Origin of the sequence: Kitasatospora sp. NPDC101157, from assembly GCF_044768255.1 — a bacterium.
Classification (GTDB): Bacteria; Actinomycetota; Actinomycetes; order Streptomycetales; family Streptomycetaceae; genus Kitasatospora.
Window position 1 is genome coordinate 120687 of record NZ_JBIWPL010000024.1, and the last position, 12194, is coordinate 132880.

The following is a 12194-nucleotide window of genomic DNA, read 5'->3' on the forward strand; positions in this document are numbered from 1 at the left end:
AGGACGCCGAGCACGGCAAGGATGTCGGCGCGCAGCATGGTTCAGGCGCTGGACGGCCAGGCGCGGGCGACCGAGGCGGCGAGGTCCGTGCCCTGCCGGTGTCCGGCCCGGGCGGCGGCCGGGCGGCGGGCGTTGGCGGTCAGGTCGCGTCCCATCGCGCGGCGGGCGTCGGCATCCGGGGTGATCAGGGTGACGTGCGCGCCGGCGGCGCGCAGCTGCGCCGCCTGCTGTTGGGCACTGGGATGCGGCCCGATGGCGGTGGGGACAGGTGAGACGGCCAGCACCTGCCGGTGGCCGGTGGCCAGCTGGAGGTTGCCGGTGGAACGGGTGCCGCCGTCGATCCACCGCCGCTCGAGGGCAGCGGTCGGAGGCCACACCAGAGGGACGGCACAGCTGGCGGCGACCGCGTCCGCGAGGTCGAGCGCGGAGCCGGCGTCGAAGGCCTCGACGCTTCCGGTCTGCGCGTCCACGGCGGTGATTCGCAGTGCTTGCGCGGGCCAGGCGGTGGCACCCCGCAGCAGGGTGCGCACGGTTGCGTGGAGGTCCTGGGCGGGGGCGGTGCGCGCTGTCAGGGCAGCGTGGCCCAGGCGGCGGACCGAGCGTTCCGGGTCGCGGGTGGCGAGGGCCGCCCACAGGAAGCGCAGGGTCTGTATGGCGGTGATGTCCATCTCGACCCGGTCGAGGTCCGCCAGTTGGCGTTCGTACAGCTCGCGGGCGGGTTCGCCGCTGGCGAGGCGGGCCCCGAAAACGGCTCCCGCCGACGTACCGATGACGGTGTGGGCAGCCATCAGGTCGATCCCGCCGTCGGCCAGGCCCGCGACTACACCGGTCAGCCACGCACCACCGACCGGTCCGCCGCCGCCCAGTACCAGTGCCGCCTGGTTCATGGTGATTCCTCTCCCCCGACCCGCAAGAAATGGGGACTGATCCCCGTTTCATGTCGATGCGACAGTACACCCGCAGGGCCAGGCCGGACCAGCAGGCGCCGACCCGAATACCAAGGCACGCCCGGCACGGCGAAGGCGCCGACCACCTGATGGTGGTCGGCGCCTTCGGTAAACACGGTCCACCACCCGTCGTGGCTCGGAGCGGCTTCGGAGTACTCGGCCCCGCTCCGCCCCCCGTGCGGGCCCCAGGGACCCGGCCAAATGCCTGGCGAGTCCGGTGCTGAGTGCAACCGGGCGTGGATGCTGGTGGCCTCGTAGATTGGAGGAATGGGTATACCCGCGGCCGGGCGGCAGGGGACTGCGGGGGAGGTCGACTTCGCTGCGCTGTTCGCCGCCACTCCCAGCCCGTACCTGGTGATCAACCCGGGCCTGACGATCGTCGGTGTCAACGAGGCGTACTGCCGGGTGACCGGCCGCACGCGTGAGGACCTGCTCGGGCAGTACCTCTTCGACGCCTTTCCCGACAACCCCGCCGACCGGGATGCGGACGGGGTGCGGAATCTGTCGGCCTCCCTGGAGCGGGTCTTGGCGAGCCGGGAGCCGGACACGATGGCGGTGCAGAAGTACGACATCCCGATCGCGGGGCAGCCGGGCGCCTTCGAGGAACGCTGGTGGTCCCCGGTCAACACACCCGTGTTCGGCGCCGACGGTCAGGTGGCATGGGTCATCCACCGGGTCGAGGACGTGACCGCCTTCATCCGCGCCCGCCGACACGGTCGGCCGGACACCGTCGGGCCGATAGCCGAGGGCGAGGAGGGCATGGAGGCCGAGCTGTACGCCCGCGCCAGGGAGCTGCAGCGCCTGAACGAGGAGCTGCGCGCCGCGCACGCCCGCGAGCGGCAGGTCGCCATCACCCTGCAGGAGGCGATGCTGCACTCCCCGGACCTGGCCCGTCACCGGGACGTGGCGGTGCGCTACCTGCCCGCCATCGGCTCACTGAACGTGTGCGGCGACTGGTACGACGCCGTGGACCTGCCCGACGGCCGGTTCACCGTCGCGGTCGGCGACGTCGTCGGCCACGGCCTGGAAGCCGCCACCGTCATGGGCATGCTGCGCAGCGCCCTGTCCGCGGCCAGCCGGGCCGTGGCCGGCCCCGCCCAGGCCCTGGAGGTCCTGGGCCTGTACGCCCGCTCCGTCGAAGGCGCGCTCGGCGCGACGGCGTTCACCGCCCTGGTCGACACGCGCGCGCGCCTGATCGTCTACTCCAGCGCCGGCCACCCTCCGCCGGTCCTGGTGGGCCGCGACGGCACCTGCCAGCTCCTCGACCAGGCCACCGATCCGCCCCTGGGCGCCCGGCCCGAACACGTCCCCCGCCCCCAGACCGGCACCGCTTACCACCACGGCGACACCCTCGTGCTCTACACCGACGGCCTCATCGAACGCCGCGACGAGGACATCGACACCGGCCTGGAGCGCCTCACCGACACCCTGACCCAGTGCTGCACAACGCTTGCTCCTGAGCGCCTCGCCGACACCCTCCTCGCCCGCATGGGCGTCAGCCACGGCGCCCGTGACGACATCGCCCTCGTCGTCGTCCGCCTCTGAGACTTCAGGAACGGCGCTCGTGCAAGAACCGGATGACGCGGTCTTCGGTCCCGACTTCGTGGCCGCCGATCGTTGCCCCCTGAAGACCGAGCCCGGCGCCGCGCGCGCCCGTCCACCCGATCGCGGCCGGGGGCCGGGAGGCCCGACTCGTACAGATGTGGGCAGTGGAGGACGGCGTCGACGCCACGCTGGTGCCCGACCGCGACTCCGCCCACGACTGGTTGCCCCGCGCCGCCCGGGACGTCGACGGATCACCTCGGCGTCGATTCGCCTGCTGAATTGTGGCCGTTCGCTTTCGGCGTCAGGTCACCAGGCCGTGGCGGTAGGCGTAGACGACGGCCTGGACCCGGTCGCGGAGCTGGAGTTTGGCGAGGATGCGGGAGACGAAGGTCTTGACGGTCTCCTGGCTGATGACCAGGGCCGCGGCGATCTCGCCGTTGGAGAGGCCGTCCGCGATGAGGCGGAGGACTTCCAGTTCGCGGGGGGTGAGCAGGACGGCGCCCGCGGTGTTCACGCTGGGGCGGATGCGAGTGGCGTAGCGGCCGACGAGCTGGCGGGTCACCTCGGGGTCGAGGAGGGCGGCGCCGGTGCCCACCGTACGTATGCCGTGCAGCAGCCGGTCCGGCGGCGCGTCCTTGAGGAGGAAGCCGCTGGCGCCGGCGCGCAGGGCCTCGTAGACGTACTCGTCCAGGTTGAACGTGGTCACCACGAGGACCTTGACGGGGTGCGGGACTCCGGCGCCGGCCAGCAGGCGGGTGGCCTCGATGCCGTTCAGGACGGGCATGCGGATGTCCATCACGACGACGTCGGGCCGGGCGTCACGGGCGAGTTCGACTCCGGTCCGCCCGTCCGCGCATTCGCCCGCCACCTCCATGTCGGGCTGCGCGCCGATGATGGTGACCAGGCCGGTGCGGATCAGCGCCTGGTCGTCGCAGACCAGGACTCGGATCGGTACGTTCACGAGCCGCTGCCGGTGGGGATGCGCGCCCGTACGGTGTAGCCGCCGTCCGTGCCGGCGACCGCGTCGAAGTCACCCCCGAGGACGCCGACGCGTTCGCGCAGCCCGGCCAGGCCCCGTCCGCTGCCGCCGGTGGCGGTGGGGGTGCCGGTTCCGTCCGTGGTGACCTCCACGAGGATCTCCCTTTCGCCGTGCCGTACCAGCACGGTCGTGTGGCTGCCGTGGGCGTGTTTGAGGGCGTTGGTCAGGGCTTCCTGCACCACTCGGTAGGCGACGAGGTCGGCGCCGCCGGTCTAGGGGTCGACCCGCTGCTGGCTGGTGTGGACGAGCATGAAGTCGTCGATGCCGAGATCCAGCGCCACCGTCTGGGTGTCAGTCGACAAGGCTGTCCGTCTCGTCTCGTGCTGACGACTGCGCGGGGACGTGGTCCAGGCCGCCGGCCGCGTCGGTCTCGGGGCGGGCGTGCGGGATGAAGCGGTTGTCGCTGTCCAGATCGGTGGTCACCGTCCCCGGCACGGCGACCAGGTCCTGTGGGGTGGAGAGGATGACCTGCGCGCCGGGGCGGGTGGTGTCGGCGAGTACCTGGAGGGCCGCGGCGACCAGGCGTTCACCTTGCGGGCCGCCGCCAATTCCGTCCAGTGGAGCGTCGACCCATTGGAAGGCGGGCAGCAGCACGTCCGGCATCGTCGCGGCGGCCTCGAGCAGCGTCAGGTGCAGGGCGGTGTTGGCGATGCTGATCAGACCGGCGGAGCGGGCCAGACGGCGCAGCGGGCGGCCGTTGACCCGGGGGTTGAACGTTTTCGGGTCGAGGCTGGCGCTGCGGACCTTGTCCGGCGCCATCGCCATCAGCTTTTCGGCGAACAGCAGAGACAGGTCGGCGGCCATCTTGGCGCGGCGTTCCTGGGCGTCGCCCTCGGCGGCGGCCCAGGCGTCCTGCGCCTGCTGGGCTTCTTCCTTCGCCTGCCCGGCCTCGCGCTCAAGTTCTTGAATCCGGGCGAGTTCCTTGCGCCGCTCGCGGGCGGCGGCCCACCTGGCCCTCGCCTCGCGCTCGGCCGCGCCGGCCTGCGCCAGCGCCGTTTCCCGCGGGGCGATCTCCGCCACCCGGTAGGCCTCGGCCCGGCCGGCGGCGCGGCGGGCCTCCTCCTCCGCCTGGCGCCGGGCCGCAACCGCCCTCTCGACCGCCACGCTCCCGGCCTTCAGCGACTCGTCGGTGGCGGCGGCCGCCTTCTCAGCGGCTTCCAGCTCCTTCGCCAGGCGCGCCATGCGGGCATCGCGGCCCGCATCGGGCTGGCCGCACAGCGGGCAGACGGGGCCAGGCCCGTTGCGGCCCTGCAGCTTTTGCTCGCACTCCGGGCAGTGCGTGATGGGCCGCAGCCGTTCCTGTGCGCGCTGCAGCGTCTGGCGGGCCAGGCCCCGCTTCTCGTACAACGGGCCCAGCGCTTGCTGGGTCCGGTCGCACGCCGCGGCGGCTTCCACCATGCCCGTCTGGGCCCGCCCCGCCTCTTGCACGCGGCCGGTCAGCACTCCGCGGTGCTGCTCAAGCTCACCGCGCAGGCGCTGCCCCTCGGCGGCCGCCGTGTCCGCGGTCTTGGCGGCTGCGGCGGCCTGCGTGTCCAGGTCGGCCGCGGTCGGCAGCCCGTAGGAAAGGCGCTGCTCGTTGGCCTTGCGCAGTTCCGACGCCGCGCGGGTCGCCCTGCGGCCGGCCGCCGCGGCCTGCGCCTTCAGCTTGGCGGCCTTCTCGTCCAGGAGCCCGAAGACGACCTCGATGGTGACTGCCAGGTCCTGCGCGTTCGCGCCGCCGAAGGCCCGCAGCCCCGCGTATGCCTGCTGGAGGTACAGCAGCGCCATGACACTGTCGATGGTCACGCGGCCCCGAGGCGTCTCCACCGACGGGATGCCCATCAGCTCCAGCGTGAAGGAACCGGCGCTCTGCTCACCGCCCTCGGGCTTCACCGGCAGGATCCGCACCTCGCCGGTCGCGGTGTTGAGGAACTCGACCTCCTTGCCGGCCAGGTCGAGAGTGACCGTCCAGGTCCCGGAGTCGACCTCCACGGTGTCCCGGATCGCCTTGACCTGGTCGACGATCACTCCGGTCAGCACCGGACCGGTCGCGCCCAGAGCGGCGAAGGCCGACTCCGCGGCCGTGCTGCACCCGGCCCCGATGCCCGCCCGGAACTGCCGCAGTACCGCGTCGTGGCTGCGGCCGTCCCAGACCCCGTCGATCAGGAATTCCTGCCGGACCATCCTGAACTTGCCGGGCATACGGCCCCCCACGCATCGCGGCACCGCACCTCGCAGCGCAACCAGCGAAGGCAACGAGCAGCCCCTGTCCCGCGGCACGGGACGACCGGCAACGGCAGCCCATCGAGCGGCATCCCGGGCGCCCGATTGACCCGCTGTCACCGTTAGTGCGCCCCACGCCTACTGGACCGTCTCGCAGGGCGAACCGAGCGAACGCGGCACTACCATGCTGTTCCTCACCGCCCGGCGACCCTCGCGCGGCACGTTTCGCAGGCGTGGATTCCGCCGTCGCCATACCGGTGGATCGGTGCGCCGCAGCCGGCGCACGGGCCGATCTGCCAGGGCTCGCAGCCCTGGGTGAGGGCGGTGGCGCGGCGCTGGGCCTCGGTGGCCTCTAGGCGGTGGTCCTGCCTGGGAACGGTGAACAGCCGCCGAGGGACCTCGGCGAAGGTGTGCAGGCCGGTGCTGGCTGGGGTGTCGCGCCGAGGCCGAGGGGTTGGGCGGGGAACGAAAACCTCGTCGCCGTACCGGCACGTGGGATCGAGGTCCTGGTGGGTGTAGGTGATGTCGTTGTCCACGGGCTGCTGGGCGTCCGACTTGTCCTCGTCCGGGTCGCCGTACATGTCGTGCCACCGGTCCCGGTCCGCGGCGGGCACCCACATGCGGGAGACAGCGCGCGGGTCGCGCTGCCCGGCGACGCGCACGGGCACGAGCTCACCGTCCGCGCTCGCGACGACCAGGGCGTCGACCTCGGTGGGCGGCTTGGCCGGCAGGCACAGCGCAGCCAGGTCCCACTGGGCGTGGAAGAGGCCGCAGAAGCTGCCGTTCACAGGGCAGGGCCGCTCACTACTGCGCAGGCACTTCCACTGCTGCAGGTGACGAACCCCGCCGCGCACGATCATCGCGGTGGCCGAAGCGATCTCCTTCCAGCTGAAGTCGTCGACGCGGGCCCACGGCGCCCGCTCGATGACGGCAGACTCGGTGCTGTTGGTCACCCACAACGGGACAATCTCGTGATCAGCGGCCGCCCGCGAGCGGCGGCGGACCGTCTCGGCACTGATCGGCGAGTACTGGGCTTCCCAACCGATCCGGCCGGCATCGCCGGTGACGAGGACGTCGGTGCGGATCCGCCCGTCCGTTGCCCGCGCCTCGACCTCCGCCCGCAGGCCGTTTTTCTCCGCCACCCGCGCGATGCGTTCCTTCATCGCCTTGTGTTTGTCGCTTTCCTCGGACGTCGCGACACTGCGGACCGGCAGGTGAGCGGCCACCCACGTCGTCACGTCGCCGACAGTTCGGCGTCGGATCGCCATCCACGGGGATCGGCCCTCTTCCTCGGATTGGCACAAGCCCTCGCGGTGATGCTCCAGACACTCGAGAAGCTCACGTTCGCGCTGGTCGATCGGAGTGGTGATCTCCCGCAGGAGCCCAGGCCGGTCGGGGTGACCGAGGTCGGGCAGGGTCAGGTTGATCTCGATGTCGTACGCGGTGTGGTACACGCCATTTGCCATGGCCGGAGGGTAGGAACCACCTCTGACAAAAGAATTCCCGAAGCTAAACACGAATGCGAATATGCGGAACAAGTCGGCCGGATTGGCGATATCCCCTCCCGGTCAATTTCTGGCAGAATCGTTGCGCCTCCCCCTTTTCAGGAAAGGGCGCAGGCAAATCCGTGCGCGCCGCCGGGACTGCCCGGCGGCCCCGTTACGCGCCCGCCTTCGGTGTCTGCTGGGAGCGGGGGAAGAGCGGGAGAGCGCCGCCAGCCGAACGGGGAGGTTGAGGACGCGGCCGTGCGGTACTGCACTGTTCCGCGCGGAAGTGCGCACTAGTGATAGGTTCGACGGATGGACACGTATCCGATCACTGAGGCCCGCAACAAGCTGGGGGCCCTGGCGCGGCAGGTCAGCGCCGAACAGAAGCACATCGCGCTCTCGGACCGGGGCCAGACCATGGCGGTCCTGATCAGCCCGGCGGAGCTGGAGGAGCTGGAGTACCACCGGGCCGCCGCCGAGTACCTGGCGCGCAAGGCCCGGGGCGAGACCGGCCCCGGGGTTCCGCACGACGAGGCCCGCCGCCGGGTCCTCGGAGAGGCCTCGTGACCTACAGCATCGTCTGGGAGCCCGAGGCCCTGGCCGTGGCGCAGAAGTACGCCGCCGGCGACCGGTCCGGGATCCAGCAGGTCTTCCAGGCCGTCGACCTGCTCGCCGACAACCCTCGCCCGGTCGGCGCCTTCACCGTCGGGGCCAGTGGCATCTACCGCATCCAGGTCGGTTTCTACCGCGTCCAGTACGAGGTCCACGACCAGACGGTCACCGTCACCGTCTTCCACCTCGGACGCGCCTGACTATTCGAGACCGCCGTGATGAAGCCGGGGGAAGGCGCGGCCTGTGCCTTCCCCCGCCTTCATCATGTTCGGGGCCCGCGCGCCGGATCCGGCCGCAGTCGCCGTGCGGGCGGACGATCAGCCTGGAACGATCTCGGCCGACTCCAGGGAGCCCCCTGGCTCCTGCGCCGATCCGTTTGGCGCGGCGTGTCGCCGACCGCCCCGTCCAACGTGCGCCAGATCCACGATGATGGGGATCCGCCCGGACCAGAGGGGGGGATGGCTCACCGACACCGACACCACCGACGCCAAGCTGCGTGGCCGACTCGCCGAGCGCCTCTGGCCCCTGGGCGGGCTGCTGTAGCGCTGCTCCCCGGCCTTTTCACTGAGTCCAGGATTTCTGTACCCGCCCCAGGACAAACGCGTTACCCGTGCTGGTAACGCGTGGTAGCCCACCGGACAGCCGGGCCACCGAGGGTCGACCTCTTTCTGAACCCCGGAGCCCGGCGGCTTCGGTAGCCTGGTCCCCAGGTGGGTTCTGGGCCAAGTTGGTGGCCACCACCTTGAGAACGATCAAGGCAAGGTCGGCCTGCCGACCAACCCGCCGACCTCCGGGCCTGTTCTCCACGGACAACGTCCCGCGCGCCCCACTCACCACAGCGGTTCCACTCGCCGAACAGTCACCGCCGACGGCCGGACACCTCGGCCCGGTGCGCTCCCGCCCGAGGACAATGAGGGGCCACCGGAGGAGACAGGCCGTGAGCATCCCGACCACGCACCACAGCGGGCCCTGGACCGTGGACGACGTCCTGGCCCTGCCCGAGGACGCCCACCACCGCGTCGAACTCCTCGGCGGCGTGCTGCTGCTGACCCCGAACCCGGACATCCCGCACCAGCGCGCCGGCTCCCGCCTCGGCGCGCTCCTGGCAGGCGCCATCGAGGCCCACGCCGCGCCACTCGAAGTGCTGAAAGCCGTGACCGTTCTCGTCCCCGACGCACTGCTCGTCCCGGACCTGGTCGTCGCGGACACCGACGCGGCCGCCCACGCCGGCGCGACGCTCGACGCGACCGCCATCACGGTGGCCATCGAGATCACCTCGCCCACCACCCACGTCATCGACCAGACGCTGAAGCCCGCCCTCTACGCCGCGGCCGGCATCCCCCACTACTGGCGCCTCGAACTCGAACCCGTACCCCGCCTCCACCTCGGCCACCTCGAACACGGCACCTACACCCACCGCCCCGTCCAGGCAGGCGAAACCGCCGTCCTCACCGAGCCGTTCCCCCTCGACCTCGATCCGGCCACGCTGCGGCGGTAGGCCCTGCCAGACTGGTCCGGCCGCCCGCCGAGCCGGCGAGGGGATCGGGAAGGACACAGGGGATGCTCGAGTTCTGGGACCGGCCGACCGAACAGCGCCTGCTGCGCGCTCTCGACGCCTGCTGCGCCCTGCTGGGCGGCACGGAGGAGTCGACGGCACGGCGAGCGGTTCTCCAGCGCCTCCTCGCGGTCATCTTCGAGGCCGGGGCCGGCACCGACGACCCGATGAGCGAGCTGTACGCCGCTGACACCGTGCTCAGCGAAATCCCACCCGACGCCGGCCTCGACGACACCCAGGCGCTCGCCTGGCTGGCCCAGGCGCAGCAGCGCCGCCTGATCGCCTTCCTCGAGGAGACCGACTCCTGGGGAACCGAGTACTCGCGCGAGGAGATCGACGGGCATCCGATGTGGCACGTCCACCAGCTCAGCGCGCTCCCGCGCCGGCTGCGCCTGCTGACCGCCGCCACGGGCACCAACAAGACCGCCCTCGCCCGCTCCGTCGGCGTCCCGGCCCATCAGGTCGGGCACTGGGCCGCCGGACGCTCCCGGCCCGGGCCCGCAGAGCGGGACAAGCTCGCGGCCGCGCTCGGCATCCACCCCGGCTGGCTCGCCGACAAGCTCGACGACCAGGCGCCCATCGACTGGTACCAGTTCGAGGACGGCTGTCCCTGCGGAGCCTCGGACGGCACCTTTGCCCGGGAGCCGCTGGACGGGCCGTGCGCGGACATCGGCGCCCACGCCCAGTGGGGACTGTGGTGCGCCGGCGACACCCCCAGCGCAAGTGGCGGAAGCGGTTGCGGCCAGCCCTACTTGCTCGACGGAGACCTCCTCTACCCCGCACCGACCATGCACGGCGGCTACGGCCACCGCTTCACCGCCGTCCGCGACGACGTCCGCGGCGCCGGCAACTGCGGCCCCGAACTCACCGCACCCTGGCCCCACGCCCTGTGGAACACGCCAGCCGGCCCCCACCAACGCGGCCCGCTGCGCCTGCCCGACCTGCTCACCCAGGCCCCAGGCCCGCGATAGGAACGTACAACCAGCGCAGGCGGCAACCTCCTGGCCGCCGATCACACCCGCACGCCACCGACACCGGCATCAAATTAGGGTCTGTCCAGCGAACGGCTCTTACAAGATTTTCGTAGTCGGTGATCGTCCTGGGCCCTGGGTCAGCTGAGCAGGATGCGCTGGCGTAGAAGGCGGTGTCCGGCGCGGCCGTAGGTCTGCCGTTTGAGCAGCTTGATCTTGTTGTTGACGCCCTCGGTGCGGCCGTTGTGCCAGGGCAGGGTGAGGGCGTGGTCGACGCCGGCGCGGTCGCGCTCGAGGCCGGTGGCGTAGGCGTGCAGGAACGGCAGGTCCGTGGCCCGGACCCGTGTGATCCATCCGGTCAGCGCCTCGGCGTTGGCCGGTTTTGGGGTGAGGAGGGCGGCGAAGTCGCCTACAGCGTCTGCCAGGGCAGTCATCTCCGGGCACGCTCCGGCGAGTTGGTCACGCAGCACTCGCTGGTCCTCGCGCAGGTGGTCGGGGTCGGTGAGCAGGAGGCGGGCGGCCTTGCGCGGGGAGAGGCTGGCGTGGTCGGCCTCGACCCGGCCCTGGTTAATGTAGCGGACCAGAAGGTTCGCGCTGCCGGTGTAGCCCAGTTCCTTGATCTCGCGCAGGAGGTGGGTGACGGGCACGGCAGGGTCCTCGGCCCGGCGTCGGCGCAGGTGCTCGCGGTAGGGGTCGACCAGGGTGGGCCGGTAGAGGGGCGCCCGGACCAGGCGCTCGGGCTCGGTGTGACGGGCATAGCGCTTGACAGTGTTCAGCGCGAGGCCCAGGCGGCGGGAGCATTCCAGCAGGCCGACCCCGGCCTCGAGGAACTGGTGGACCTGCTGCCACCGCTCGCGGGTGGTCGCGGCGCGGGTGCCTTCCCGAAGGGGCGGCCCGGCCTTGGCCCAGCACGCGCTGTGGGCTGCGATTTCCTTCTGTGCAGCCTCGGCCAGTCCGTGCCACAGGTGCCAGCGGTCGCAAACTTGAGTGATCGCGGGGTCGGCGTCGGTGGTGGCCTGGGCGAAGCCCCCGGCTCCGTCCCGGCAGACGGCCTCGATGCCGGGGTGGGCCTTCAGCCAGGCGGTCACCGTCTCCATCTTGCGGTCCGGCAGGACATCGATGCGCTCGCCGGTGGCGGCGTCGATCAGGATGGTGGCGTAGCGGTGGCCTCGGCGCAGGGCGAATTCGTCGATGCCCAGCACCCGCGGGACGACCCGGGCGGGCAGGCTGATGCGCATCAAGCAGTTCAGCACGCTCGCCCAGGTCAGCGCGTGGTGCAGCACGCCCAGCAGGCGGGCCCCGGCCGACCCGGCCAGTGCCACGGCGACCGCGTCGACCACCTTCTGCAGAGCAGGAGTGCGACGCTGGTAACGCCGGGTCAGCCCGTCGATCTGCTCGGCGAAGGTGACCTTCTCGCAGGCCGGGTTCTCGCAGTACAGGCGGCGCACCGATAAGTCGATCACGACCGCCCGACCGCCCACCGCTTCGTCTGCGACATGCCGCTCGTATCGAGAGTGCACCCAGTCCGACGACTGCCCGCACAACGGGCACGTCGCCGGCAAGTCATCCCTGGTCCGGGCTGTGATCCTCAGCAGATCCCCGCTGGCCTCCACGCGCTCAACCTGCACCGCGGCCAGCTGCGGCAGCAGGTCCCCCACCATGACAACACACCCAGACAGCGTCTCACCGTCAACCAGGCGACACCACAGGCGAGTTGAAACAATCATCAGCTACGAAAATCGGGTCTGTCCAGCGAACGGTGTAACTCGGTTGGGTTGAGTTAACGACGGCCAGCGGAGAGACGGCCGTCGAAGGCGATCTCGAAGGCGTTCAACG

At 71.5% G+C, this 12194-nt stretch carries 10 protein-coding genes and 1 pseudogene; 5 read left to right on the forward strand and 6 right to left on the reverse strand.

Features of this window, described 5'->3' with window-relative positions; all coding sequences use genetic code 11:
• Positions 1-41: 41 nt before the first annotated feature.
• On the reverse strand, positions 42-887 hold the full coding sequence (locus ACIRVF_RS33910; protein WP_402826610.1) for a patatin-like phospholipase family protein: 846 nt from the start codon (positions 885-887) through the stop codon (positions 42-44).
• A 327-nt stretch (positions 888-1214) separates the two neighbouring features.
• On the opposite strand from ACIRVF_RS33910, the gene ACIRVF_RS33915 reads away from it, so the two are divergent.
• Positions 1215-2492: a SpoIIE family protein phosphatase gene (locus tag ACIRVF_RS33915; protein WP_402826613.1), complete on the forward strand. Its 1278-nt coding sequence runs from the start codon at positions 1215-1217 to the stop codon at positions 2490-2492.
• Between the two features lie 301 nt (positions 2493-2793).
• Here the strand turns inward: ACIRVF_RS33915 and ACIRVF_RS33920 are convergent, their stop codons facing one another.
• The 4 genes and pseudogenes from ACIRVF_RS33920 to ACIRVF_RS33935 all read right to left on the reverse strand — a co-directional run bounded on the left by ACIRVF_RS33920 (position 2794) and on the right by ACIRVF_RS33935 (position 7199).
• A complete protein-coding gene (locus ACIRVF_RS33920) occupies positions 2794-3453 on the reverse strand; it encodes a response regulator (RefSeq protein WP_402826616.1) in 660 nt (219 codons plus the stop codon).
• Positions 3450-3743: pseudogene (locus ACIRVF_RS33925) on the reverse strand (ATP-binding protein); the annotation flags it as partial. The pseudogene ACIRVF_RS33925 and the gene ACIRVF_RS33920, both read right to left, overlap by 4 nt.
• Positions 3744-3822: 79 nt before the next feature.
• Positions 3823-5712, reverse strand: a complete 1890-nt coding sequence (locus ACIRVF_RS33930; protein WP_402826619.1) for a hypothetical protein — start codon at positions 5710-5712, stop codon at positions 3823-3825.
• 215 nt (positions 5713-5927) lie between these two features.
• Complete coding sequence (locus ACIRVF_RS33935; protein ID WP_402826622.1) at positions 5928-7199, reverse strand: hypothetical protein; 1272 nt, start codon at positions 7197-7199, stop codon at positions 5928-5930.
• A gap of 333 nt (positions 7200-7532) precedes the next feature.
• On the opposite strand from ACIRVF_RS33935, the gene ACIRVF_RS33940 reads away from it, so the two are divergent.
• The 4 genes from ACIRVF_RS33940 to ACIRVF_RS33955 all read left to right on the forward strand — a co-directional run bounded on the left by ACIRVF_RS33940 (position 7533) and on the right by ACIRVF_RS33955 (position 10358).
• On the forward strand, positions 7533-7787 hold the full coding sequence (locus ACIRVF_RS33940) for a type II toxin-antitoxin system Phd/YefM family antitoxin (RefSeq protein WP_402826625.1): 255 nt from the start codon (positions 7533-7535) through the stop codon (positions 7785-7787).
• Positions 7784-8032: a type II toxin-antitoxin system RelE/ParE family toxin gene (locus ACIRVF_RS33945; RefSeq protein WP_402826628.1), complete on the forward strand. Its 249-nt coding sequence runs from the start codon at positions 7784-7786 to the stop codon at positions 8030-8032. Before ACIRVF_RS33940 ends, ACIRVF_RS33945 begins: the two co-directional genes overlap by 4 nt.
• A 737-nt stretch (positions 8033-8769) precedes the next feature.
• The gene (locus ACIRVF_RS33950) at positions 8770-9330 is read left to right on the forward strand and encodes a Uma2 family endonuclease (protein WP_402826631.1); all 561 of its coding nucleotides are present in this window, start codon (positions 8770-8772) and stop codon (positions 9328-9330) included.
• 62 nt (positions 9331-9392) lie between these two features.
• Positions 9393-10358, forward strand: a complete 966-nt coding sequence (locus ACIRVF_RS33955) for a helix-turn-helix domain-containing protein (RefSeq protein WP_402826634.1) — start codon at positions 9393-9395, stop codon at positions 10356-10358.
• 140 nt (positions 10359-10498) lie between these two features.
• On the opposite strand, the gene ACIRVF_RS33960 is transcribed toward ACIRVF_RS33955, so the two are convergent.
• The gene (locus ACIRVF_RS33960; protein ID WP_402826637.1) at positions 10499-12019 is read right to left on the reverse strand and encodes an ISL3 family transposase; all 1521 of its coding nucleotides are present in this window, start codon (positions 12017-12019) and stop codon (positions 10499-10501) included.
• Positions 12020-12194: the final 175 nt, after the last annotated feature.